This window comes from Flammeovirga sp. MY04 (assembly GCF_001682195.2).
Lineage (GTDB): Bacteria > Bacteroidota > Bacteroidia > Cytophagales > Flammeovirgaceae > Flammeovirga > Flammeovirga yaeyamensis.
In genome coordinates this window covers 1,602,204-1,628,476 of record NZ_CP003560.2, presented here as the reverse complement: position 1 = coordinate 1,628,476, position 26,273 = coordinate 1,602,204, and the positions used below count along the sequence as shown (strand labels likewise).

Sequence of the window (26,273 nt, the reverse complement as noted above, 5' to 3'; positions counted from 1 at the left end):
GGTCAATTTATTGCAACACACAAAAGAGATTGATGATAAATTTATCGAATAGAATCAATCGACAGATCTACTAAATAACAATTACACTTTTGAAAATGAAAAGGATTTTTTTCTGCCTTTTATTACTTCCCATCTTTAGTTTTGCTCAAACGAAATCAGATGCCATCAGAAAATTTAAAGTGTATCTTGAAAAAGCAAAGAATAAAGAATTTCATTACGTACCTGATTCATCGGCAAAACTAGAAACAGCTCAAATTCAACCTAAAAGTAAAAGAGTCAATTTCTTTTTAGGAAAACAGTTTGAATACACTCCAGTAAGAAACGAAGATGTAGAAGATCTGTATCATCAAGTAAGAGATATTTTAGGCAAAGCCTATCAATCTTACGACCTTAAATTCTATGTAGGTAAAACTTTAGAAAAGGAGAGGGTGCGATTAGCAAAAAAACAACGTTGGCCTATAACTCCAAAATGTGAGTTCAAAGATCTTGTTCCCAACTATTTAAGAAGTGAACATAATGTAGATGAGTCTAGAAATATAGTAATCGCCGAAAATGATTCAATCAAAATTCCTTTAGTGATCAACTTGGGGATTCAACCTACTAAAAATGGATTGAGTAATAAAACGATTGCTTTATGGAATAGTCATGGTTGGTATTATGAACACTCTTTGGATAGATGGGAATGGCAAAGAGCAAGATTATTTCAAACAGTAGAAGACTTACTACCCACTTCGTTCGTTTTACCTTATTTAGCTCCAATGTTGGAAAATGCAGGTGCAAATGTATTATTGCCAAGAGAGCGGGATATTCAAAGTGAATCATTGGTAGTAGATAATGATGGTGATAGAAAAGGTTATAAAGAAGAGGGAGTTGTGTTTGCTGGTGGTGAAGGTTTCCTTCAAAAGAATATATATAACGATAATGAATTGCCGTTTCAGTTAGGTACATCTAGAAAATTCAAAGCGAACCATCACGATAAAGAAGTAATTACGTGGAGTACGCAAGGAAAGGTAAAAGGTGATTACAGTGTTTATGTAAGTTATGCGACTTTAGAAAATAGTGTAAATGATGCAAAGTACACCGTGTATCATCAAAATCAGAAAAAAGAGTTTCTCGTTAACCAAACTATGGGTGGAGGTACATGGGTCTATTTAGGTACTTTTGAATTCAATGGACATCCATCTGAGAAGGTTACTTTATCAAGTAAAACCCATTCGAAAACACCCAATTTGATGGTTACCTCCGATGCTGTTCGTTTTGGAGGAGGAGTGGGTAATATTCAAAGAGGAACCTCTACAAGTCATAGACCAAGGTTTATGGAGGGAGCACGATATCATTTACAGTATAGTGGGGCGCCAGTTAATGTGTTTACTCCTAATGAAAATAAAAACGATTACAAGGACGATTATCAGAGCCGAGGAGAATGGGTCAATTGGTTAACTGGATCAACTTACGCCTTAAATCCGGATATAGAGAATAAGGGACTGAACATACCTATAGATTTAGCTGTGGCTTTACATACAGATGCTGGTATCTCTGAATCGGATACAACTAAAGGTACTTTAATGATCTATAGTTCCACAGATATGGACAAGGAAACTAAATTTTCATCCAATCAATCAAGATATACCAATAGAGATTTAGCCGATTTAATTCAAACGCAAATAGTAGAAGATCTTCGTGTGACTCATGATAGTATTTGGAACAGAAGGGAATTGTGGGATAAAAGGTACAGTGAAGCAGTGTATCCAAATGTTCCATCCGTTTTGATTGAGTTATTATCACATCAAAATTTTAAGGACATGCAATATGCCTTAGACCCAAAGTTCCGTTTTGATGTCAGTCGTTCAATATATAAAGGCATATTAAAATATATCGCCTATCAAAATAATTATGAATATGTAGTATCTCCTTTAAAACCTACCCATTTTTCTATTGGATTAGAGAAACATAAAGCGATATTAAAATGGAAACCTCAATTTGATCCCTTAGAAAAATCAGCTAACCCCACTCATTATAAAGTATACACTCAAGTAGAAAACGAAGGTTGGGATGTGGGTACAATCGTTAAGGATACTGTTTTTGAAGTGAAAGTCACTAAAGGGAAGCTATATCAATTTAAAGTCACCGCAGCAAATGATGGTGGAGAGAGTTTCCCAACGGAAGAGTTGGCTATGGCTAATTTTCATAATGATCCAGTGTTGATCGTTAATGCTTTCGATAGAATTGGAGGGCCTACTTATGTAGAGTCTGAGAATTACACAGGTTTTACTTCTGAAAATGATGGAGTACCTGATGGTATAGATGTTAGTTTTACAGGCAAGCAATACGATTATAATCCTAATTCAGAGTGGTTGGATGATGATACTCCTGGACATGGAGGAAGTTATGCTGATGCTGAAACAATTTTAGTTAGAGGAAATACACACGATTTTACTAAAATACATGGTAAAGCACTTCTATATTATCAAAGATCTTTTGTGTCGTGTAATCGAAAGGCAGTTGAGGATGGAATAGTAAACCTAAATGATTATCAAATTGTAGACATCATGTTAGGTGAGCAGAAATCAACGTTAAGATCATTTGATAATAAATTAGAGTATCAGTGCTTCACTCCGAAGTTTAAAGAGAGTATTCATGAATTCACCAAGAAACCTCAATCAAAATTATTAATTTCAGGAGCTTTTGTAGGTTCAGATTTGGTGTTTAGTCAAGATGGCAAGCATAAGGGAAGAAAACATAAAGATGTCATTTTTGCTCATAGTGCTTTACATTTTAAAAGCAGAGGATCTCATGCAGATAGAACTGGAAACTTGTACAACATTCACCCGTCATTTAATTCCTTCAAAGATCTTACTTACGCAAAAAACATTGATACACATTTATATGCTGTGGAAGCGGTTGATGCTTTGGACCCTTATGATTCAAATACTGAAGTTATAGGGAGGTATTTGGGGAGTAACAAAAGTGCAGGCATTGCCTTTAAAAATGAGCAAAATAAAGTGATTGTTATTGGTTTTCCTTTTGAGACTATCAATTTGGAAATCAAAAGGATAGAGTTAATGGGGGAGATTCTTCAATTTTTTGAAAAATAATTAAATATGTGGTGCTTTTTGTTTATCTCAAGTAATAATTTGATAACAAGAGAAGCATGCATTTGATTGTTTTGTTCAAAGTAATTATTGCAAAACTTTACATAAGTTAAATGTGAATAAAAATTCATTCATTTATCTTAAATTAGTGTTAATCTTGTTAAGAGGGGTGAATTTTATAGTCCTCAAGTATCATATCGCCGTATTTTAATATGTACTTAATTAAACAGTTATGATACAACAAAGAGCGAAAAAAGTTCTTTCCACTAATATAGACTAGACAAACAAACGAATTAAGACCTCAGTTAAGAGGTCTTTTTTTATGTCAAATTTTTGAACTGAAGTTTTGCACAGTATCTTCGTGTATCAATTTTAAACCATAAGAGAATATGTCGAAGATTCTGATCAAAAACGCCCAAATGGTCAACGAAGGGCAAATCAAACAAACAGATGTTTTAATCAGCGAAGGTAAGATTGAAAAAATAGCAGCATCTATTCCTCATAGCGGAGAAAAACTAATTGATGCCACTGGAAAATACCTTCTTCCAGGCTTAATCGACGATCAGGTGCACTTCAGAGAGCCTGGTTTAACACAGAAAGCAAACATTCAAACAGAATCTAGAGCGGCAGTAGCAGGAGGGGTAACTTCTTTTATGGAAATGCCAAACACAAAGCCTCCTACAACAACAATTGAAAAGCTAGAAGAAAAGTATGCTATTGCTAAAGAAACATCTTTGGCAAACTACTCATTCTATATTGGTGCATCAAACGATAATTTGGATGAAGTACTAAAAGCAGATCCAAAAAATGTTTGTGGTATCAAAGTATTCATGGGTTCTTCAACTGGAAATATGTTAGTGGATAACGAACAAACGTTAGCTAATTTATTTCAAAAAGCACAGATGATTATTGCTTCTCACTGTGAGGATGATCCAATGATTGCGGAGAACTATGAAAAATATAAAGAGAAGTATGGAGAGGATATTCCAATGGAATGTCACCCAGAAATTAGAAGTGCAGAGGCATGTTATTCATCTTCTTCTAAGGCCGTAGCTTTAGCTAGAAAACATGGTGCAAGATTACATATTCTTCACATTTCAACTGCCAAAGAATTAGAGTTGTTTGATAACGATATTCCTTTGAAAGACAAAAAGATTACTGCTGAAGCATGTGTACACCATATGTGGTTCTCTGATGAAGATTACAAAGAGAAAGGAGCGTTCATCAAATGGAATCCAGCTGTGAAAACTAAAGCAGATGGTGCAGGTGTTCTTGCAGGTGTTCTAAATGATAAAATTGATGTGATTGCAACAGATCATGCTCCTCATACAATAGAAGAGAAAAGCAATAAGTACGGAAGTGCACCTTCTGGAGGTCCTTTAGTACAACATTCATTACAGGTATTGTTCGACTTCTACAAACAAGGTAAAATCTCATTAGAGAAAATTGTAGAAAAAGCATGTCATAATGTTGCCATATTATTTGATGTAGAGAAAAGAGGATACATTAGAGAAGGATATTGGGCAGATTTAGTATTGGTAGATGATAATAAACCTCAAGAAGTGACGAAAGATAGCTTACATTACAAATGTGGTTGGTCACCTTTCGAAGGTCATACCTTCTCATCGAGCATTACTCACACGATTGTTTCTGGTCATTTGGCTTTTGAAAATGGTCAGTTCAACGACTCAGTAAAAGGTCAGAGATTAACTTTTGACCGCTAAAAAAGGAATTAAAATACTTTTTTTAAACATCATCTGTTATTTATCTTGTTAAATAACAGATGATTGTATTTTATTTGGATTCGTTTACGAAATAAAATTAGGAAAAAGGGTTTTAATTGTATTACCTTTGCACAGCAAAAAACAAAATGGCGGTTGTAGCTCAGTTGGTTAGAGCACCGGTTTGTGGTTCCGGGGGCCGTGGGTTCGAATCCCATCATCCGCCCAAGTTTTGTTTTTCGTTATATAATTATGGCGGTTGTAGCTCAGTTGGTTAGAGCACTGGTTTGTGGTTCCAGGGGCCGTGGGTTCGAATCCCATCATCCGCCCAAAGACATTGAAACTCTAGATTATTATCTAGAGTTTTTTTTTGCTCTCCATTTTTTTCGAAGTATTTATGTTTCCACTTTAATTAAAAATGGAAATGATAACATATTTACATAAGGATAAATATGTATTGATCAATCAAAGTTTATTTATTCTGTATAATTAGCACTTACAAGTGAAAAATATTGCAAATCTATTAAATTGTGATATATACGTTTATTAGAATTTAAAAACACTAAATGTTATAGAAAACTAAAAACCTAAAAGGTTACATCAATTTGAGGTAAAAAAAGTTAAGTGATTTGAACTAAAATTATTCTTTATAGTATTCTTGTAACTATAAATTAAAACTAAAATCAAATCAGATGGCCCTTTAAGGTTATCACTTAAATTAATTAAACTAAAACCTAAATCAACCTACGAGAGTAGGATCTAAATAAAGACACTTAACATTTTATTTGCACTTCATCTTACAATTTACGTATGGCATTCTACCTCATAACTTTTATGTCGTAATTACTAATTTGTAAACTCAAGACAGCTAAATATTAAGTACACTCAATTTTGGAGACAAACTCCATTACAAAAACCAATTAATTATTTAAATTTTTCATGAAAAGAATTTTATTATTCTTCTCTTTGACTTTGTGTGCAATTACTTCTTTGTACGCTCAGGATAAGAAAGTAAGTGGTGTTGTTTCTGATGCCTCAGGAGAATCTTTGCCAGGAGCCACAGTAATGGTTGTGGGAACAACTGTAGGAGCTGTAACTGACTTTGATGGTAATTTTGCAATCGATCTACCAGAAGAAGCAACTGAATTAGAGGTTAGACTTATTGGTTACGCAACTCAAAGAGTAGCTATCGGGACGCAATCGGTTATTAACTTCACAATGGAAGAAGATGCTCAAGAGCTAGAAGAAGTAGTTGTAACAGCCCTTGGTATGGAAAAAGACAAAAAGTCTTTAGGTTACTCAGTAACGGAAGTAAAAGGTGATAACCTTAAATCAGCGGATAACGACATTTTAGGAGCACTTAACGGACAAGTTGCTGGTGTTCAAGTTACACAATCTTCAGGTGCAGTAGGTTCTTCATCTCGTGTAGTTATTCGTGGTAACTCATCTTTAACAGGTGATAACCAACCGTTATATGTTATTGATGGTGTACCAGTAGATAACACTTATAACTCTGGTAACACTTCTTCAGGTGGTGCTGACTTCGGTTCACCAATCTCTGATTTGAACCCAGATGATATTGAGTCAATGACAGTTCTTAAAGGACCAAACGCAGCCGCTTTATATGGTTCAAGAGCCGTAAACGGTGCGATTATCGTAACTACGAAAAAAGGTAAGGGAGCAAACGGTCTTGGAATTACATTATCAAACACTACTACATTCCAAACACCTTTACTTTTACCTAACTACCAAAACGAATATGGTCAAGGTATGAACGGTGAATTTGCCTTCGTTGATGGCCGTGGTGGTGGTACACATGATGGTTTTGACGAATCTTGGGGTCCTCGTTTAGATGCAGGTTACAAAACAACTCAATACAACTCAAATGGCGAGCTTGTTGAGATGACTTCTAACCCTAATAACGTTAGAGACTTCTTCGAGACTGGTCACGTTTCTACAACAAACTTGGCTATTGCTCACGGTACAGACAACACAAACATGAGATTTTCATTGATGTACTCAGATCAGAAAGGTATGGTACCAAATACTGGTTTGAACAACATTAGTACTTCAATGGCAATTGGTCATAAAATCAATGAAAAATTACGTTTTGATGCTAAAGCGACTTACTCGAACAGAGCCTCAGACAACTTGCCTTCTCAAGGTTACGGTGCAAACAACGTAATGCAACAATTCGTATGGTTCGGTCGTCAAGTCGATACTAACGATTTGAAAAACTATAAACAAGCTGATGGTACTCCATATAACTGGAACTACAACTACCATGACAACCCGTATTGGATCGTAAACGAAAACACGAACTCTCAACGTCGTGATCGTTTGAACGGTTATGCATCAATGAAGTATAACTTTACAGATTTCTTAAGCTTACAAGTGAAGGGTGGTACAGACTTCTACTCTGAAAACCGTATGGCTAGAACTGCAAAATACTCTATCAACAACCCAACAGGTGGTTTCGTAGAGGAGAACTACTTCGTAAGTGAGTCAAACTTCGACTTCTTATTATCATTCTCAAAAGACTTCGGTACAGACTGGAATATTTCTGCTAACGCAGGTGGTAACAACATGTACAGAAACTACAAAAGAGATGCTATGACAGTAACTGGTTTAGCAACAGCAGGTATCTATACTCCAGCAAACGCAGTAGGTCAGGTAGGAGCAGAAACTTGGTTTGAAGAGCAAGTAATTAACTCATTGTATGCAACTGCAGCAGTAGGTTTTAGAGATTACTTATTCTTAGACTTATCAATTCGTAATGACTGGTCTTCTACACTTCCAGCAGCTAACGATAGCTTCTTGTATCCTTCGATTAACTTATCGTATGTATTCTCTGAGCACTTCGAATTACCAAACTTCATTAGTAATGGTAAAGTTAGAGGTGGTTGGGCACAAGTGGGTGCAGCTGCCAATCCTTACATGTTGAGAAACACTTATGGTTCTCCACTTCCATGGGACGGTAATCCAATGTTTAAATATGGTGATATCCAATCTAACCCTAACTTAAGACCAGAGACTACAAACTCTTGGGAAACTGGTTTAGAGATGTCATTCTTGAACAACAGAATTGGTTTTGAGGCAGTTTACTACCAAAAGAACACTTACGATCAAATCGTAAACGCAGACGTTTCAGCAGCATCAGGTTATAGATATACTACAATCAACGCTGGTGAAATTGAAAACAAAGGTGTTGAATTCATGATCTACGGTACGCCAGTTCAAACTGCAGACTTGAAGTGGGATGTTTCATTGAACTTAACGAAAAACGTAAACACGGTGAAGTCATTGGCTGACGGTGTAGATTCATTCGTTTTAGGTGAATACTGGGGTCTAACTACTGAGGCTCGTCCAGGTGAAGCTATGGGTACTTTATACGGTATCAAATACCAAAGATCACCAGAAGGAGATATCATTGTAAACGAGCAAGGTATTCCAATGCGTGAAGAAGAAAAAACAGCTTTAGGAGATATCAACCCTGACTGGAGAGGTGGTATTAGAAACACAGTAACTTACAAAAACTTCGTATTCTCAGCATTGATTGACATGTCATTCGGTGGTAGCATCTTCTCAGTAACGAACATGTTCGGTGAGTACGCAGGTGTACTTGATGTAACTGCAGTAAATAGAGAAGCAGGTAGAACAGTTGGTGTTGTATCAGACGGAAAAGGTGGTTATGTACCAAACGAAGTAGCTGTGGATGCGATGACGTATTACCAATCGCTTTACGGTATCCACGAAGAGTATGTATATGACGCTTCTTACATCCGTTTAGCACAATTATCAATTGGTTATAGATTACCAAAAGAATGGTTAGGTAACTCTGGTATCAAAGGTGCTACATTCTCACTAGTAGGTAATGACCTTTGGATGATGTACAAAAATGCTCCAAACATCGACCCTCAAGCAGGTTTTGGTGCAGGTATGTCAGGTCAAGGTTTTGAATTTGGTCAGTTGCCAACAGCAAGAAGCTTTGGTTTCGATATCAAATTGCAATTCTAAATCTACCCAATTGAATAAGGAATTTTATTCCCTTTAAACTGAAATCAATGATGAAAAAATATATAAAGATTATTTCAGCAATTGTTATCGCATTCTCGTTAACATCATGCTTTAAAAACTTTGAAGAATTAAGAGAGAATCCAAACTTACCATCAGAAGTGGATCCTGAAAGTTTGTTTGCGAACGTATTGTTCACATCAACAGGTTCTAACTATGGTATCCAAGGTCAGTACTTCAATCAAACTGCTGCTGGTATTTGGGCTCAGCATTTTGCTAAAATCCAATACTTAGACGAGGATTGGTATGAGTACCGTCCATCTGTAATGGATGAGATTTGGAAAAGAATGTACGCTGGTATTTCTAATTCTCCAACAACTCCACACATGGCAGGTCTTCATGATTTGGAGTTAGCATTGAAAGGTTCATATGAAAGATTAGCAATTGCAGAAGAGACAGATAATGCTGCTCAAGCGAGAGATGCAAAAGCGCTAATCGGTGCTTTAAAAACTACAAGAGCATACATTTACCTTAGTATGACTGATGCTTTTGGTGATATTCCTTACACTGAGGCTAACCAAACAATTGCTTTAGGTTACGAACAAACAAACTTCCAACCTGTTTACGACGATCAAAAGTCGATTTATGAAGCATTGTTAGAAGAGTTAGAAGAGGCAAACAATTACCTAGCTGAAAATGGTAAAATGGATACAGGTACTGACTTGATCTATAGAGGTAACACTTCAGCTTGGAGAAGATTATCAAACTCTTTGGCAGCAAGAATCTACATTAGAATGAGTTATACTGATGCATCTTTCGCAACTCAAGGTTTAACTACATTATTTGCAGATGCTAACCGTCCTGTTTTCGAAGCTAATTCAGATGATGCTGAGTTGAGATACATCGGTTCTCAACCTTACATGCACCCATTCTACTACAACAGATATATCGACAATAGAGATGACTTTGCAGTATCTAAAACTACTGTTGATATGTTGAAGGAGAACGATGATAAGCGTTTATACATCTATGCTTTACCAACTCCAAACTCTGAGGAAGATGATCCTAAGTATGTTGGTCAAGAGAACGGTGTACCAAGAGATGAGATGCCTGTAATGAGTGCAGTATCAAGAATTGGTAGTCTTTATAAAGATCAGCCTGCAGGTAAATCGTACTGGATGTCTTATTCAGAATTATTGTTTATCAAAGCTGAAGCAGCTTTTAGATTGGGTGTTCCAGTTGGTGCTTACAATACTTTAATTGAACAAGGTATTCAAGCGTCATTCGAGAAACAATATTCTGAAGTTGAGGAGTATAACGCAACTGTAATTCCTGAGGCTGGTGTTAGTATGGGTACTGCTAATGAAGATGCTCAAATCGTAATCGATAGAGTTAATTCAAGTGGAAAAGACCCTATGACAATGATCATGGAACAAAAATTCTTAGCATTATATACAAACGGTGCTGAAGCATATGCTGAATTAAGAAGAACAGGTTTACCAAGAATTCATTTTGTAAGAGGAGCTACTCAGTACGAGAGAGGTCTTCCTAACAGATTCCCTTATCCATTCTCTGAGCAAACTTCAAACTACGAGAACTTCTCGAGAGCTTCTGAAGGAATCGAGCAAACAGTGTATGGTAAGAAAGTTTGGTTCGCTGAGAATTCACCAGAAATTGATTACAAGTAATCATAAAGTTATTCTAATGGATGTGGAAAAGTAAGCTTTGAGATATCCACTGGAATAGTAAAATAGCAATCATAAAAGATATAAAGCCACTTCTAAAATTAGGAGTGGTTTTTTTTATGTTCAGAAAAAGGTTACCAAAAATATGTCATCTATCGTTAAATTAATAAAAAAATTACTTTTGGATAAAGTAATTGATATTACAGATTATTTTTTATATATAAAAGAAACAATGTTACTATCGTGATTGATTAATGTATTTATGATTGAAAGCTATAAATCAGAAGGTTATGGTATTTGTTTTGTGTAGTACGCATAGAAACAGTGTTACTTTAAATGTTTGTATTTAAACATATTTTATCAATTATGTATCTGTCATAATATCAATTAGTTATCTTTTTTTAGTGTCAAAATTGGTTTTCTTTCTTAATGTTAAAGGATTTTGTAAATGTGACCTGCACGTTGTTAAACTTGTAGTGTAATCATCAGGGTATCCAAAGCTAAACTGTAACATTTCAAAAGATGCTATAGTCAAATTTTAAAACTGTTCCCTACGCTTACATCATAACTTTTATGAGTTTTATAACTCTGATTTTTAACTAATTAAAAACTATTGGGTTTGTTTATTTGCTATCAATTTTAGGAGAAAGGTTCTCTTTTTTCTGTGGATTCCTAGTGCCTAATCATCCCTGTATTTATCAATCAATCAATTATTAACCTATTATCATGAGTAAAAGAGTACTTCAATTTCTCTTTTTATTCTTGGGGTTGGTCTTTACGTCCAATGCTCAGGAAAGAAAGATCGAAGGTGTAGTGATGGACGCCTCTGCCAACACTTTACCGGGAGCCACAGTAATGATCGAAGGTACCACTATTGGTGCAGTGACATCATTTGATGGAACTTTTCATATTGATGCACCCGCAAATGCTGAAAAAATTATTGTTCGTCTGATCGGGTACAAATCGCTAACTGTTGACGTTGGAACACAATCAAAATTTGAGTTTGTATTAGAAGAAGATGTAGAACAACTTGAAGAAGTCGTAGTAACTGCATTGGGTATTGAGAAAGACAAAAAGTCATTAGGTTATTCAGTATCAGAAGTTAAAGGAGACGATTTGAAAGGATCTGATAACAATGTTTTGAATAACTTAAATGGTAAAGTTGCCGGTGTGATGGTCAACACTTCGTCTGGTGCACCAGGTGCATCATCAAGAATTACGATACGAGGTAATTCTTCTCTTACAGGTAACAACCAACCATTATTTATTATTGATGGTGTACCTGTAGATAACTCTTACAACTCTGGGAATACATCAAGTGGTGGAACCGACTTTGGATCGCCAATTAATGATATCAACCCTGACGATATTGAGTCAATGTCCGTTTTGAAAGGGCCAAACGCAGCAGCACTTTATGGATCAAGAGCACAGAATGGTGCAATTGTAATTACCACAAAATCAGGTAAAGGGTCAGAAGGTTTAGGTGTTTCATTATCAAATACAACCACTTTCCAAAAGCCATTATTATTACCGAATTACCAAAACGAATATGGTCAAGGTTTGAATGGACAATTCTCTTTTGAAGACGGTGCAAATGGCGGTACTTACGATGGGGTTGATGAATCTTGGGGTCCTAAGTTAGATGCTGGATTAATGATTCCTCAATTCTTCTCGAATGGAGAGGCAGTACCATGGGTATCTAATCCTAACAACGTGGAAGATTTCTTTGAAACAGGTCATGTATCAACAACTAACTTGTCGATTCAAAATGCTACAGATTTATCACATGTACGTTTCTCGATGATGTATTCTGATCAGAAAGGTATGGTACCAAACACTGGTTTGGAAAACTATTCTGCTTCTTTAAATTTTGGTCATAAAATCCATGAAAACCTACAATTTGATTCGAAAGTGACTTATTCAAGACGTTCATCAGATAACCTTCCATCTCAAGGATATGGTGAAAATAACGTGATGCAACAGTTCGTTTGGTTTGGACGTCAGGTAGATACAAACATGTTGAAGGATTATAAAAATCCTGATGGAACTCCTTACAATTGGAACTACAATTACCACGATAACCCGTATTGGATTTTGCACGAAAATACCAATTCTCAGCTAAGAGATAGAATAAATGGTTATGCGTCATTGAAATGGAACATTACTGATTACCTGAATTTTAAAGTGAAAGGTGGTACTGATTTATACAACGAAAATCGTTTGTCTAAATCGGCAATGTATTCCATCAACGATCCTGATGGTGGATTTACAGAATCGAATTACTTTGTGAACGAGACCAACTTCGATTTCTTGTTCTCATTCTCTAAAGACTTCGGTACGGATTGGAATGTGAATGCCAACTTTGGTGGTAATAACATGTACAAAGTATATTCTTCTAACTCCATGACAGCCTTTGGTTTAGCATCCCCAGGGGTATATACTCCTGCCAATGCAACTGGACAGGTTGAGTCTACCACTTACTTTGAAGAGCAAATTATCAACTCTTTATATGGTACAGCATCAGTAGGTTATAAAGATTTTTTGTTTGCTGATATTTCAGTAAGAAACGACTGGTCGTCGACATTACCTAAAGCAAATAATTCATTCTTATATCCATCGGTAAACCTTTCCTATGTATTCTCGGAGCATATGGAATTACCTAATTGGATATCAAATGGTAAGTTGAGAGGTGGATGGGCCGAAGTAGGTAATGGAGCTACTCCATACTCAACATCGAATGTTTATGTATCGGGTTTACCGTATAATGGTTATCCAATGTTTAAATACGAGACAACTCAAGCTAACCCTGATTTAAAACCGGAAACTACTCAATCTTGGGAAGTTGGTTTAGACATGGGATTCTTCAATAACCGTTTAGGATTTGAAGCAGCGTATTATGAGAAATCGACGTATGATCAAATTGTTCCTGCCGATGTATCTGCAGCATCAGGTTATAGATATTCGTATATCAATGCCGGTCAAATTGATAACAGAGGTGTAGAATTAATGGTGTTTGCTTCTCCTGTTCAAACCAAGGATGTGACTTGGGATGTGTCATTCAACTTCTCAAAAAATAAAAACGAAGTAGTTTCTCTAGCAGAAGGTGTTGATTCATTTGTATTAGGTGAATATTGGGGATTGACAACTGAAGCTAGACCAGGAGAGGAGTTAGGTACTTTCTATGGCTATGCTTACCAAAGAGACGATCAAGGAAATGTGATGGTTGATGAAAATGGCTATGCGATGAAAACAGATGAAAAAGTGAAGTTGGGATCGATTAACCCAGATTGGAGAGGTGGTATCCGTAACTCGGTAACTTACAAAAACTTCACATTATCAGCTTTAATTGATATTTCTGTAGGTGGTGACATTTTCTCTGTAACGAATATGTTTGGTGAATATGCCGGTGTTCTTGATGTAACTGCAATGAATCGTGAAGCAGGTAGAGTAACTCCTGGTGTTTCTCCTGACGGATCTACAAACGACAAAGTAGTACCTACTCAAGATTACTATCAATCGCTTTATGGTATTCATGAAGAGTACATTTATGATGCTACTTACATCAAGTTAGCAGAATTATCGATAGCCTATAATATTCCATCAACGTTTACAAAGAAGTACGGAATTAAAGGAATGAGTGTAGCATTTGTAGGAAATAACTTATTTATGATCCACAAAAATGCACCTAATATTGATCCTCAAGCAGCCTTTGGTGCTGGCTTAGACGGTCAAGGTTTCGAATTTGGGCAGTTACCATCTCCACAAAGTTTTGGTTTTAATATCAAAATGAACTTCTAAAGAAAACACTAACGATAGACTTAAATAGTGATGAAAAAATCAATAATATATATCGCAAGTATCATCTTGACTTTAAGCATGAGTTCATGTTTTAAAGATTTTGATGAGATGCAAAACAATCCCAACTATCCAACTGATGTGAACCCAGGGAATCTTTTTGCCAATGCTACATTTTCAAGAATTGGTGGTATTTATGGTTTCCAGGCGGAAGATTTCAACTTAACGGCATCAGGTTTATGGTCGCAACATTTTGCTAAGATTCAGTATATCGATGAGGATTGGTATGAATACCGTTCAAATGCTATAGATGGTTATTGGAAATACGCAATGTCGGGATCAAGCAGTAATGGATCTGCCTCTATGTACGACTTGGAATTGGCTTTACATAAAGTGAGAGAGACAAAGAATGCATTATTGGAAAGCCCTGCCGGTAACGAAAAGCAGATTGCTAATTACGAAGCAATGGAAGGAGCTATTCTAGTAATGAGGACTTATTTCTTCTCGATTATGACCGATGTTTGGGGTGATGTACCATACAGTGAAGCTTTCAAAACAGTGGCATTAGGGTACGAACGTACCATTACTCAACCTAAATATGATGCTCAAAAAGATATCTATACAGATTTCTTTAAGCAGTTAGAATTGGCAAACGATCTATTATCAAATGGTGGGGTGGTTGAACTTCAATCTGATATGATTTATGGTGGAGATGCTTCAAAGTGGAGAAAGTTAGCCAACTCATTATCAGCTAGATTATATATCCATATTTCTAAAATTGATCAAGCGATTGCACAGGAAGGATTAACCAGAATCTTTAGTGATCCGGGAACCTATCCAGTATTTTCATCTATCGAAGATGATGCAATGTTGACTTATGCAGGTACTCAACCCTATGAACATCCCTTCTTCGAGAATTATGTACGCGATGGTCGTGATGATTTCTCATCATCAAAGACTATGATTGATATGTTGAAAGAGCGAAAAGATACACGTATGTACATTTTCGCCACGCCAACACCTAATTCAATCGCATTATTTGATTCTACAAAGAATTACGAAGATATTGAATACACTGGTCAAGAAAACGGAGTGCCTAAGGGGGAAGCTTTTGCCATCGCGGACAGATCAAGAATTGGTGTTTTATACCGTTCAACACCTAATGGTGTATCTCATGTGATGTCGTATTCTGAATTGGAGTTCATCAAAGCTGAAGCAGCGGCTGTATTGGGAGTAGGAGCTGCAGGAACACCTCAAACAGCTTATGAAAATGGTATCAAAGCTTCTTTTGAAAGACAGTACAAATTGGCTGATCAATACGGTATTAAAACTGCTTCATTTGGTGATATTAGAGGTCAGATTACATTTTCAGAGGATAAAGTGATCGAAGAAGATGGTTATGAGGTAGTAATTTCATTGGCAAATCTTTCTGAACATATTGATAGAACTCTTGCTCAAGCATCTGTGTCTTGGGATATAGCAAAAGCAGAACAATTGATTGCTGAGCAAAAGTTTATATCTATCTACACCAATGGTCCTGAATCATTTGTAGAAGTAAGAAGAACAAATTATCCTCAACTTACTTTTGTAAGAGGAGGTACCCAATATAAAGGACTTGGTTTACCATATCGTTTCCCTTATGCTATTTCTGAACAGACTACTAATGCTGCAAACTGGGCTGCAGCAGCGGAAGGCATCACAAATACGATGTATGGTAAAACAGTATGGTGGAACCACAAAGCATTTGATAACTATAGAATTGTTGAGTAACATCTAGTATCAAATATTAATCGCCAAAGTAAAGCCTGAATCATTAAGTTGGTTCGGGCTTTATTGTAACTCAATTAATAAAAAGTTGATATTAAAAAAGAGGCTGCTTCATACAAATGAAACAGCCTCTAGATTTATCAAATGATATTATATCAATTAATCTACTATTTTAAACACCATCGCAGAACGGTTAGTGTTATAAATAGAGATACTCTTATCGTCGTCTGTGAAATATTCTCCACCTCTTTCGTTACGACCAAATCCACCGAATTGTTTTTCATCTGTAGATAGGATCATTTCGTATTTCCCTTCTTGACCAACAAAGAATTTGTAATCAGGAAGTGAGTTAGTAGGAGAGAAGTTGAAAACAAATACAAGATCTCCTTTACGGAAACAGATAGTTTTGTTTTCAGTATCCATATTTAATAAGTCTACAGGAGTATTAGGCTCTAATGTGTGATGTTCACGTACAAGGTGAACCATAGCCCCATCAAAATTATTCATTTTTTGATAACGCAAGAAACCATTTTCTACCAATGACCATTGTCTTCTAGCATATTGATGTGACCAACCGTTACCTTCTCTTGGGAAATCAATCCATTCTGGGTGACCAAATTCGTTACCCATAAAGTTCAAGTAACCTTCACCACCTAATACACAAGTTAGGAAACGGATCATTTTATGAAGAGCAACACCACGATCTACCACCATGCTACCACTTTCATTGTCCATGCCTGTGTACATTTCAGCATCCATTAGCCACATAGCGATCGTTTTATCGCCTACTAATGCTTGGTCATGTGATTCTGAATAAGCAATTGCTTTCTCGTTTGCTCTTTTGTTTAGCATTACCGACCAGAAGTCCCATAGGTTCCATTGCTCATCCGATTGTTCTTCAAGAACTTTGATCCAGAAATCAGGAATACCCATAGATAAACGGTAATCGAAACCAACACCACCTTCTTGGATACCACGGCTAAGTCCTGGCATACCAGAAACGTCTTCAGCAATACTGATAACATCAGGTTTTACTTCATGTGCAATTTCATTAGCCAATTGAAGATATCGAACAGCATCTACATCAACGCCCATATTGAAATAGTCGTCATAGCTACCAAAACCAGCGTGACCATGGTGATGATACATCATTGAAGTAACACCATCAAAACGGAATCCATCAAAATGATACTCGTCCAACCAATACTTCACGTTTGATCCTAGGAATTGAATTACTTCCCATTTGCTGTAATCAAACAATTTAGAATCCCAATCAGGGTGATTACCTCTATCTCCAGAGTGGAAATATTGATAAACTGTACCATCGAATTCGTTAATTCCCTCATTATGGTTTTTAACGGCATGCGAATGTACAATATCCATAATCACAGCAATTCCCATACTGTGAGCAGTTTTAATCAGATTTTTTAATTCTTCTGGTGTACCAAATTTAGAAGTAGCGGCATAAAAGTTACTCACGTGGTAACCAAAAGAACCATAATAAGGGTGTTCTTGAACGGCCATCAACTGAATACAGTTGTAACCTAAAGCTTTAACTCTTGGAAGAATGTTCTCTGTGAACTCGTTGTAAGTTCCCATTTTCTCTTCTTCTTGAGACATACCTACGTGTGCTTCGTAGATAATTGGAGCCTTGATTGATGAAGTTTTAAAGTCATCTCCTGACCAATCAAAATTAGTCTCTTCAGAGAACCAAAGTTGACCAACAAAGTTTGGAGTTCCTTCTTCTTGTACTACTCTTTCGATGTAGGCAGGGATTCTTTCGTGATCACCAGCTTGAGAAACAACTCTTACTTTAATAAAACTTCCGTGTACAAAAGTGTCTTTGTAGTCTGCTTTTGGAAGAAAAATCTCCCATACACCATTCCATTCATTAGATCCTTCAATTCTTCTTAAAGGATGCGAATCTCTGTTCCAATTATTAAAATCACCCTCTAAATATAAAGCATGAGCAGCAGGTGCCCATTCTCTATACCACCAACCTTCATTGACGGGATCATAGTTTACCCCTAAGAACTTAAAAGCACTTGCAAAATTCTGTAATGAACCATACTTGTTTTGCAAGTTAGTTTTTAGATCATTATATGAATTTATACGAGCATTAATTTGTTCCGTTTGTGGCTCTAACCACATGTCATCTTTAACTAATTGAGGTAATTGTTTACTCATATTGTATTACTTAAAACAGGATAGTTATATAGTTTCATTAGGCAAACTAACTAATTCTTTTCTATTTACAATTTAAGTGTATACTGTACACATAGATAATATTTGTTTTTTTTCAAAGAAAATGTCCTAGAAACCGATTTAAATGATTGAATAATTGATAATTATATTTTGTGAAAATGTTCACAAATGTTAGTTAGACCTTTATTATCATTTCATATTTTGAGAGTAGAATTAATTAAATTACATTTGCAACGAATTTTTAACACTATACACTTACACTGTAAAATAGTACAATGAAGACAATTATCGCACCTAGCGTTTTAGCAGCAGATTTTGCTAATCTTCAAAGAGATTGTGAACTAATCAATGAGAGTAAAGCAGATTGGTTCCACATTGATATCATGGACGGTATGTTTGTACCGAACATTTCTTTTGGTTTGCCAGTGTGTGCAGCTATTAAAAAGCATGCAAAGAAACCAATGGATGTTCATTTGATGATTGAGCAACCTGACCGTTATTTAGAGGCTTTCAAGAAAGCTGGTGCGGATATGATTTCTGTTCATGCAGAAGCTTGTCCTCATTTGCATAGGTCTATCCAGAACATCAAGGAGTTGGGTTTAAAAGCAGGTGTTGCTTTAAATCCTCATACATCTTTAGACTGTTTAGAGTTCTTGTTACATGATATCGATTACGTTTGTATCATGTCTGTAAATCCAGGTTTTGGCGGACAAAAGTTTATCCCATCAACTTACGATAAAGTAAGAAAGTTGAAAGCAATGATCGATGCAGCAGGAGCTGATGTGTTGATTCAAATTGATGGTGGAGTGGATAGCTCAAATGCTGAGAAACTAGCTGAAGCAGGAGCGACAGTTTTAGTAGCAGGTAGCTATGTATTTGGTGCTGAAGATCCAAAATCGGCAATCGAAAAAATCAAATTTTAATTATTTGATATCAAAATAACATCACCTATTAAATAGGAATGGAAAAATCTAGTCTGATAATCATTGGACTAGATTTTTTTATGTTTAATAGGAGTGAGATCATATGTTTTCTGTCTTCATTTTTATATTTTTATACTACAAAACCTAAATTATTCCAATAGTAAATTTTGGGATAGACTATTTGATAACCATAAACAATAAACCATACCTATGAAAGTTTTTAAATTCGGAGGAGCTTCCGTAAAAGATGCTGAATCGGTTCAGAATGTAAAAAATATCATCAAGGAGTTTAGTGATCAAAAACAGTTGGTTGTGGTGGTTTCCGCAATGGGCAAGACCACTAATCTAATTGAAAACATAGTGGTGAAGTTTATCAAAGGAGATGATTATCAGCAAGAGTTAGATAAGCTAAAATCTTTTCATTTAGATATTGCTCATGAGTTATTTAAAAATCAGGAAGCAAGCATATTTATTCAAATAGAGAAGATTATCTATGATCTTGAAGTGCATTTAAAACTAAGATATTTCTCAAATGATGAACTGTATGATCAGGTAGTATGCTATGGAGAGTTATTATCGACACACATTATTTCTGCTTATCTAAATCAAGAAGAAGTAGAAACCAAATTTCTTGATGCTAGAATTTATATTCAAACAGATGAATACTGGAGAGAGGCCTCAGTCGACTGGAATTGGACCACTAAAATGATAAAAGCTGATTTACCTGATTATTTGCAAAATGGTATTGTGGTAACACAGGGTTTTATTGGTGGAACAGTCAATAATAAAACGACAACTTTGGGTAGAGAAGGGTCTGATTATACAGCAGCTATTTTTGCCTACTGTTTGGATGCAGAAACAGTTTGTGTCTGGAAAGATGTTCCAGGTATTATGAGTTCCGATCCAAGAAGGATCAAAGAGGTAGAAAAGTTTGATGAATTGCCTTATAAATATGCAGCAGAGTTAACGTATTTTGGAGCATCGGTAATACATCCTAAAACCATTCGACCATTAGCACTTAAAAATATACCTCTATTTGTCAACTCATTTGTTGATCCTGCAGCAAAGGGAACTGCTATCGGTAACTTTACTGATTTTCCTAGTACAGCTTCAGTTATCTTTAAAGGAAAACAATCTTTAATTCGTTTCGAAGAAAAAGATTATCTGAATGTATCAAAAGGTGATTTAGGTGTGATATTTACTGAGTGTGCTCGATTGAATCTGAAAGTCAATATGATCAAAAACTCAGCATTATCCCTTTCTATTTGTGTTAACCACCGTCAAGATAAAATAGATAAACTGATGAACCTTTTTGAAGATCGTTTCAAGATAGAAATGATCAAAGATTTAGAATTAGTCACCATCAAAAATTATAAGGAAGATACTATTAATCAGCTCGATTTGTCTTTAAACGATGTGTATATGCGTCAATATTCTAAAGACACATTACAAATTGTTGTGAATGAAGGAAGCTTATAAGTAGTTGTATTAAACTAAACTTCTTTATATTTAAACCTAAATTTATTTTGTTTGCTCAAAACGAATTTAGATATTCAATATTTGAAAATTATATATAACCAAAGCATTTAGTTGCTAATAAAATAATTATGGATACTACTGCAATTGACAAAGCACTTATTGCTATCGTAGAAAAGCGTCAACAATTAAACGCACTAACTTATGAAGACGAATCATATGATGATATCGAAGATGAGTTACACGATTTAGAAGATGACTTTATCGATGAGCATGGGGAGACTTTAGAGGATATCATTGGTGATGTTCACGAAGAGTACAAAGTAGATACGGAAGTGCTTTCTCCTTTAAGTTATATCGCTCAAGAATACGTTGAAACTGGCGCCAACGATTTGGGAAAACAATTCGACTGTAACCACGCTCAAGGCGTACCGGTAGAAGTTGACGAGTTAGAAAACAAACCAACAAGATTGGTTATTATTCCAAATCCACTAAGAATTATCCTGAATGTGGATTCTAAGAATAGAAAGATCGTTTGGCAAAACGCATAAAAACCAAAAAGAGGTGATTCAATCGAATCACCTCTTTTTGGTTTAAAATTAAAAGTTAAAAATGAAAAATTAAAAACGTGAAATGTTGCTCTAACGCTCCTCATTTATTTGAGATATACGTTTTGAACTTGCGTTAGTTTTACTAACTACGTTTTTCATTTTTAACTTTTCATTTTTCATTTCAACATCCCCATTTTCTCCCCAATCCACTCATTCAACGTCTTGAACAAGAATGGGTGATATCCTTCAATTTCAGTTAACTGAACATCTCCACGTTTACCACCAATGAGGAGTAAGTGGTTTGACTTTTCTAATACTTTAGTAGTAAATAGTGAATGATTATTGAAAGTTTCGATTCTGTCTAAGTTTGATTGTGGATCTAATAGATTGTCTTTTTCACCATAAATGGAGAGTACAGGACAATTGATTTTTTCCCAAGAAGCTTTAGCATCGAATTTATAATACCTTTTCCACCAATCAATATATTCTTGTTGATCTAATGTGGTGATATATTCTATCATTGGTGTTAAGATGATCTTGTTGTAGACTTCCATCAGTTCAGGTGTCTTTTGATCATCTTCTAAGAATTTCATGAATAGTTTTTGATATTTTAGAGTCAGTTCTATGTCTTCATTAGTGAACTGATCTGCAGTTAACCTTTTCTGTAATGCTTGTAGTTCTTGATCTGCAAAAGGAGTTACTGCTCCAGAAAGGTTAACGATGAATTGAATGTCGTCTCTTTCTTGAAGTGCGAGTGGCATCACGTAGCCTGCTTGATCGAAACCAACTATACCAATTCTATTTTCATCGATATGTTTTGCTTTCTTTAATTTCTTAATAACAGCTTCCAAATCACTAGCAAAATCATCAAAATTAGCAGACTTTCGATCTCCAGTCGATAAACCACAACCTCTTTTGTCGTACACATAAGTAGCTACACCATAATATGGAAGTGTTCTGATGTATTCATCAAATAAATTTCCTCTGAATTGAGGTCCTGCACCTGGAACAAAAATCACTAAAGGATGATTGTTCGTGTCAATATTAGGATAAGTTAAAGTACCTTCAATCTGTACGTCATCATTTTTTACAATAATCTCTTTGGTATTCGCCAACTCTTGTAATCTTTTACCTTCTTTTAATGAAGTACCTTCTACAAAAGAATCATATTGTAAACGAAGTGCTTCACCAGCATCATTCCTAAATAAAGTGATGGTAAAATCCGTTGGATAAGAGGTAGCCATTTTTGGACCTGCTGCAAAAGTCACCTTGTTTTTATCTTTGTAAGTGGGATATAAAATACGTTGTTTACCGTTGTAATAATCGAGTATTCTTAATGGGTGAGTAGTACCATCAATGTAGAATGGTTCGATTTGAATCACACGACCATCTTCAAAACTAAAGTAACCTAACAAACTGCCCATGTCATCAATATTGATCGCAGCAATTCTAATTAAATTACAATCAATGGTTTTAAAACCAACTTCTAATTTACCCATGATTGTACTATCATTAATGATTTCTCCTTTATAGGTAGCCGCCATAGATGGGGTGTCAATCTGGAAAGTTAAAGAATCGGAAGTTTCTTTATAGTTTTCTACTTTTTCAGTTTCTTCTTGATGATAGAACAACTTTACTTTAATTACAGAATCGATATTTACGAAAACCAAGTCGGGGTATAGTTCAAAATCAATAGTGCCTATCCATTTTCCCTCTAGGTTTTCATTCATCCATTGTGCTTTGGACGTTTGTACAGAAAAAATTATCAGTAGTAGTACAAAAAAGTGTTTCATAATTCGATTTGATTCCGTTAAATCATGGTCAATGTAAAGTACAATTTTTAGGATCAAGAATTATTCCTTATTTTCTAAATGATATAGTATTTATTATTTGTTGGCTTATTCTTTTAGATATGTAATATAAATATAGCTTTTACATACAAATTCGAAGATTATTTAAATTCGCCATCATATATATCGGAAGAAAAATTGTATCTTAGATATTGAAATAATCCTTTATCAATAATTTGATAAAAATCTTAGAATATAAAAGAAAATCCTATCAACAGTTAATATAAATTTTGATGAAAAGCCTATACTGCTCAATAATCCTATTTCTTTTTTCTTTCTCGTTGTTTGCTAAAGAAAAACATGCTTTAATTATTGGTATCGATAAATATACTAATTCAAAAAAAGCTCGATATGCAGAATGGCAAGATTTAGATGGTGCAGTGAACGATGCGACATCTATTTACGACCTATTGAAGTTTAAGTATGGTTTTAATTCAAAAAATATGTCCTTACTAACTTCCGAAAAGCAAACGACAAAAAAGAATATCATCAAAAATTTTGAAGATTTGATTAAAGTTGTTGAAAAAGGCGATGATGTATTTATTTACTATGCTGGTCATGGGGCACAAATCAAGAACTCAAAATTTTATGAGGCAGACAAAAAGCATGAGGCTTTGGTGCCTTCTGATGTTTTAAAAACAGGGGATTATTTATTAGATGTTGAAATCAATACCTACTTCTCAAGGATAATAGGCAAAGGAGGGGAGTTGGTAGTTGTATTTGATAATTGCTTTTCAGGTTCATCATCAAGAGGTAAAATTGATTTGGAACAACTAAGATCAAGGTATGTGCCTGTAGATGATATTGATTTAGATAGGAGTTACCCTAAGAGTAAAAATTTAGTTGAGAAAGGTGCTTTGATCGTTTCAGCAGCTCAAGATTATCAGTTAGCCAAAGAATATAAAGACGATAGAGGTCAATCTCATGGCGTATTTACTTATGCTTTGATGAAATCACTGCAGATGGGAAGTGTGCATGAGTCTTCAGAAGATATATTTAAGAGAGTAAATTCGATTATTTTATACAACTCGGTTCCCCGTCAAGATCCTGTAATTGAAGCGACAAAGGAACGTTTAGGAAAGCCATTATTCGGAGAAGTGTCGGATAGTTATCAAGGGGTTAGAGTAGCTGTAATAGATGCAGAAAATAAATATAAGATACATATCGATGGTGGTAATGCTATTGGGTTGGTAGAAGGTGCAGAGTTAATCAATCAAGATAAAGACATTACTTTAGAAGTTACTGAATTATCGGGTATCAATACTTGTTTTGCTAAACTGGTAAAGGGTGATGATAATTTAAGTGAAGGGGATTTACTTACCGTAAGCAAATGGGCTCCTTTCAGTCCCGATCGATTAAAAGTCAAGGTGATGAAAATGGGAGTCACTGATATTGATTTAGAAGCAATCAAATCATTATCTCAAACTTTGAATGAGGCAGGATTATTGGCCTATTCTCCCTTAGAGGAGGATGTGAGTCTAAAAGTATATTTAACTGATAAAGGCTGGATGGGTTCTGACATAAAAAATGAAGAATATGACTTTGGGAAGAAGTTGCCGAAATCATCCAAACTAGTTGATATACTCCATAAGAAAGTGGAAGGAAAAAAGATTTTTATTGAAGTCCCTCCATCCACTAAGGTGGCCCAAAGCATGTATTCTGATTTAAACGGTCAGCCGAAAGTAGAAATTGTTGCCTCTGAAAAAGACTACGATTATCGTTTAATTGGTCGATTTAATGAAAACAATAATTTAGAATATGCTTGGCTAAGAGCTCATGCACACAACAATAGCAATGAGAATCCTTTCCCAGATGAAACGGACTGGAAAACAGATCAAAAAATATATGTTCTCACTGATTATGCAAAAAGGCTAGGAAACGTAAAAGGTTGGTTGGTGACAAAAGTGCCAAACAACACTGTCAATTTCCCTTACAAATTAGGTTTGCAAAGAGAATCAGATCAAAAGATAATAACAGAAGGTGCCTTAACAGAAGGAGAAAAGTATGGTTTGGTATTATATAATGATCCAAATTTATACTTGAATTGGAAATCTCCAGATAGATATATCTATGTTTTCTTATTAGAAAGTAATGGAGAAATGACGCTTTTATTTCCTCAAAATCATGGAGCAGTGGAGAACTTCACTGAGCAAATTTGTAAAGATGATAATGGCGATTATTTATCAAAGGTAATGTTAAGTGATCCTGATTTATTATACATAGAGCCACCTTTTTCAACGGATAATATTTTAATGTTATCCACTGAAAAGATCATTACAGATACTTCGATATTTGAACAAAAAGGTGTGCAAACAAGGGGGGCTGACGACTCCTTTGATGATTTTATGGAAGGGGATAAAGATGATGAACCTGCTAATTGGTTTTTAGAAAGACATACTTTCTTTGGGGAGAGTATAAAATAATATTCGTATTATTTATTTTAAATAAATATGAGTCCCTCCCAACAAATGATCGACTGGGGGAAGAATAGAAGGAATTATAAACGATTTATAAAGGAGCTTGAGAAGGTTTCTTAGTTTTCTGTAACAGGAAAAAAATAAATTTTATTTTAAGCTTTTTAATAACTCTATCAATTCTTTATCAGTTATAGTACTTCTGTTTGATTTATCATAAATAGCTAATAAATATACTACTGAATCTGAAATTATAATATTAGTAATTACCCTGCCACCACCACTTTTTCCTTTTCCTTTAGATTTAATAGAAAGACGAATTTTATAGCAATTTTTTCCAATTAATGTTCCTTGTGATGGATTATATTTTAATGAATTAACCAATTCAATAAATTCGTGTTTAAGGGAAGGGTATTTTTTTATCAGGAGTTTTAGTTTTTTCAAATTTTGGGGTAGTTTTTACTTTATAGTTCATTGATTAAATCGTCAGCATCTTTTGCTTCTATTTTACCTTCTTTAATTAAATTTAGTTCCTTAATCGCTTCTTTAATATCAGTCTTTACTTCGTTTTGATCACCTGATTCTTGAATTTGTACAAAATCTAGATTTTGAATTAATTCCATAAAGAACTTAAACTTTCCTTCTTTAATATTTAAAACTATTTGTTTCATTTATTGATATTGAGGTATTTATAATATTATACAAAGATACCAAACTATTATTTAATTTCAATCTTTGAGATTTGGTTTAGTTTATTTTAAAAACAGAAAAGCTCAAGAT

General features: G+C 35.0%; 14 protein-coding genes and 2 tRNA genes. 12 read left to right on the top strand and 4 right to left on the bottom strand.

Annotation, left to right across the window (positions count from 1 at the left end):
• Nucleotides 1-95: 95 nt before the first annotated feature.
• The 8 genes from MY04_RS06600 (at nucleotide 96) to MY04_RS06565 (ending at nucleotide 16,077) form a co-directional block, all read left to right on the top strand.
• Nucleotides 96-3,095 carry a golvesin C-terminal-like domain-containing protein gene (locus MY04_RS06600; RefSeq protein ID WP_066207864.1) on the top strand — a complete coding sequence of 1,000 codons (3,000 nt, stop codon included), beginning with the start codon at nucleotides 96-98 and terminating at the stop codon, nucleotides 3,093-3,095.
• Between the two features lie 386 nt (nucleotides 3,096-3,481).
• A complete protein-coding gene (locus MY04_RS06595; RefSeq protein ID WP_066207863.1) occupies nucleotides 3,482-4,816 on the top strand; it encodes a dihydroorotase in 1,335 nt (444 codons plus the stop codon).
• 149 nt (nucleotides 4,817-4,965) lie between these two features.
• Nucleotides 4,966-5,039: transfer RNA gene (locus tag MY04_RS06590), tRNA-His, on the top strand.
• Nucleotides 5,040-5,068: 29 nt separating this feature from the next.
• A tRNA-His gene (locus MY04_RS06585) sits at nucleotides 5,069-5,142 on the top strand.
• Between the two features lie 610 nt (nucleotides 5,143-5,752).
• Nucleotides 5,753-8,830, top strand: a complete 3,078-nt coding sequence (locus tag MY04_RS06580; RefSeq protein WP_066207861.1) for a SusC/RagA family TonB-linked outer membrane protein — start codon at nucleotides 5,753-5,755, stop codon at nucleotides 8,828-8,830.
• 50 nt (nucleotides 8,831-8,880) lie between these two features.
• On the top strand, nucleotides 8,881-10,515 hold the full coding sequence (locus tag MY04_RS06575) for a SusD/RagB family nutrient-binding outer membrane lipoprotein (RefSeq protein ID WP_169055523.1): 1,635 nt from the start codon (nucleotides 8,881-8,883) through the stop codon (nucleotides 10,513-10,515).
• A 723-nt stretch (nucleotides 10,516-11,238) separates the two neighbouring features.
• The gene (locus tag MY04_RS06570; protein WP_066207855.1) at nucleotides 11,239-14,310 is read left to right on the top strand and encodes a SusC/RagA family TonB-linked outer membrane protein; all 3,072 of its coding nucleotides are present in this window, start codon (nucleotides 11,239-11,241) and stop codon (nucleotides 14,308-14,310) included.
• A 30-nt stretch (nucleotides 14,311-14,340) separates the two neighbouring features.
• The gene (locus MY04_RS06565) at nucleotides 14,341-16,077 is read left to right on the top strand and encodes a SusD/RagB family nutrient-binding outer membrane lipoprotein (protein ID WP_066207854.1); all 1,737 of its coding nucleotides are present in this window, start codon (nucleotides 14,341-14,343) and stop codon (nucleotides 16,075-16,077) included.
• Nucleotides 16,078-16,233: 156 nt separating this feature from the next.
• On the opposite strand, the gene MY04_RS06560 is transcribed toward MY04_RS06565, so the two are convergent.
• Nucleotides 16,234-18,261 carry an alpha-amylase family glycosyl hydrolase gene (locus MY04_RS06560; protein WP_066207852.1) on the bottom strand — a complete coding sequence of 676 codons (2,028 nt, stop codon included), beginning with the start codon at nucleotides 18,259-18,261 and terminating at the stop codon, nucleotides 16,234-16,236.
• Between the two features lie 293 nt (nucleotides 18,262-18,554).
• Between MY04_RS06560 and rpe the strand changes: the two genes are divergently transcribed.
• The 3 genes from rpe to MY04_RS06545 all read left to right on the top strand — a co-directional run bounded on the left by rpe (nucleotide 18,555) and on the right by MY04_RS06545 (nucleotide 21,229).
• Nucleotides 18,555-19,202 (top strand): ribulose-phosphate 3-epimerase, encoded by a 648-nt coding sequence (rpe, locus tag MY04_RS06555; RefSeq protein WP_066207848.1) that lies wholly within the window; start codon nucleotides 18,555-18,557, stop codon nucleotides 19,200-19,202.
• Between the two features lie 210 nt (nucleotides 19,203-19,412).
• The gene (locus MY04_RS06550; RefSeq protein ID WP_066207846.1) at nucleotides 19,413-20,681 is read left to right on the top strand and encodes an aspartate kinase; all 1,269 of its coding nucleotides are present in this window, start codon (nucleotides 19,413-19,415) and stop codon (nucleotides 20,679-20,681) included.
• A gap of 128 nt (nucleotides 20,682-20,809) precedes the next feature.
• Nucleotides 20,810-21,229, top strand: a complete 420-nt coding sequence (locus MY04_RS06545) for a hypothetical protein (RefSeq protein WP_066207844.1) — start codon at nucleotides 20,810-20,812, stop codon at nucleotides 21,227-21,229.
• A gap of 176 nt (nucleotides 21,230-21,405) precedes the next feature.
• Here MY04_RS06545 and MY04_RS06540 read toward each other — a convergent pair whose 3' ends face one another.
• On the bottom strand, nucleotides 21,406-23,022 hold the full coding sequence (locus MY04_RS06540) for an alpha/beta hydrolase family protein (RefSeq protein ID WP_066207842.1): 1,617 nt from the start codon (nucleotides 23,020-23,022) through the stop codon (nucleotides 21,406-21,408).
• A gap of 290 nt (nucleotides 23,023-23,312) precedes the next feature.
• On the opposite strand from MY04_RS06540, the gene MY04_RS06535 reads away from it, so the two are divergent.
• Nucleotides 23,313-25,502, top strand: coding sequence for a caspase family protein (locus MY04_RS06535; protein WP_084005793.1), 2,190 nt, complete (start codon nucleotides 23,313-23,315; stop codon nucleotides 25,500-25,502).
• A gap of 141 nt (nucleotides 25,503-25,643) precedes the next feature.
• Here MY04_RS06535 and MY04_RS06530 read toward each other — a convergent pair whose 3' ends face one another.
• Both MY04_RS06530 and MY04_RS06525 read right to left on the bottom strand, forming a co-directional pair.
• The gene (locus tag MY04_RS06530) at nucleotides 25,644-25,937 is read right to left on the bottom strand and encodes a hypothetical protein (protein WP_336234592.1); all 294 of its coding nucleotides are present in this window, start codon (nucleotides 25,935-25,937) and stop codon (nucleotides 25,644-25,646) included.
• A 20-nt stretch (nucleotides 25,938-25,957) separates the two neighbouring features.
• Nucleotides 25,958-26,164 carry a hypothetical protein gene (locus MY04_RS06525; RefSeq protein ID WP_066207838.1) on the bottom strand — a complete coding sequence of 69 codons (207 nt, stop codon included), beginning with the start codon at nucleotides 26,162-26,164 and terminating at the stop codon, nucleotides 25,958-25,960.
• Nucleotides 26,165-26,273 lie beyond the last annotated feature (109 nt).

Bases quoted from the DNA above. Each gene is read 5' to 3' on its own strand.
- MY04_RS06540 (WP_066207842.1), bottom strand. From the start codon at position 23,022: ATGAAACACTTTTTTGTACTACTACTGATAATTTTTTCTGTACAAACG.
- MY04_RS06575 (WP_169055523.1), top strand. From the start codon at position 8,881: ATGAAAAAATATATAAAGATTATTTCAGCAATTGTTATCGCATTCTCG.
- MY04_RS06535 (WP_084005793.1), top strand. From the start codon at position 23,313: ATGAAAAGCCTATACTGCTCAATAATCCTATTTCTTTTTTCTTTCTCG.
- MY04_RS06565 (WP_066207854.1), top strand. From the start codon at position 14,341: ATGAAAAAATCAATAATATATATCGCAAGTATCATCTTGACTTTAAGC.
- MY04_RS06570 (WP_066207855.1), top strand. From the start codon at position 11,239: ATGAGTAAAAGAGTACTTCAATTTCTCTTTTTATTCTTGGGGTTGGTC.
- MY04_RS06600 (WP_066207864.1), top strand. From the start codon at position 96: ATGAAAAGGATTTTTTTCTGCCTTTTATTACTTCCCATCTTTAGTTTT.
- MY04_RS06525 (WP_066207838.1), bottom strand. From the start codon at position 26,164: ATGAAACAAATAGTTTTAAATATTAAAGAAGGAAAGTTTAAGTTCTTT.
- rpe (WP_066207848.1), top strand. From the start codon at position 18,555: ATGAAGACAATTATCGCACCTAGCGTTTTAGCAGCAGATTTTGCTAAT.
- MY04_RS06595 (WP_066207863.1), top strand. From the start codon at position 3,482: ATGTCGAAGATTCTGATCAAAAACGCCCAAATGGTCAACGAAGGGCAA.
- MY04_RS06580 (WP_066207861.1), top strand. From the start codon at position 5,753: ATGAAAAGAATTTTATTATTCTTCTCTTTGACTTTGTGTGCAATTACT.
- MY04_RS06560 (WP_066207852.1), bottom strand. From the start codon at position 18,261: ATGAGTAAACAATTACCTCAATTAGTTAAAGATGACATGTGGTTAGAG.
- MY04_RS06545 (WP_066207844.1), top strand. From the start codon at position 20,810: ATGGATACTACTGCAATTGACAAAGCACTTATTGCTATCGTAGAAAAG.
- MY04_RS06550 (WP_066207846.1), top strand. From the start codon at position 19,413: ATGAAAGTTTTTAAATTCGGAGGAGCTTCCGTAAAAGATGCTGAATCG.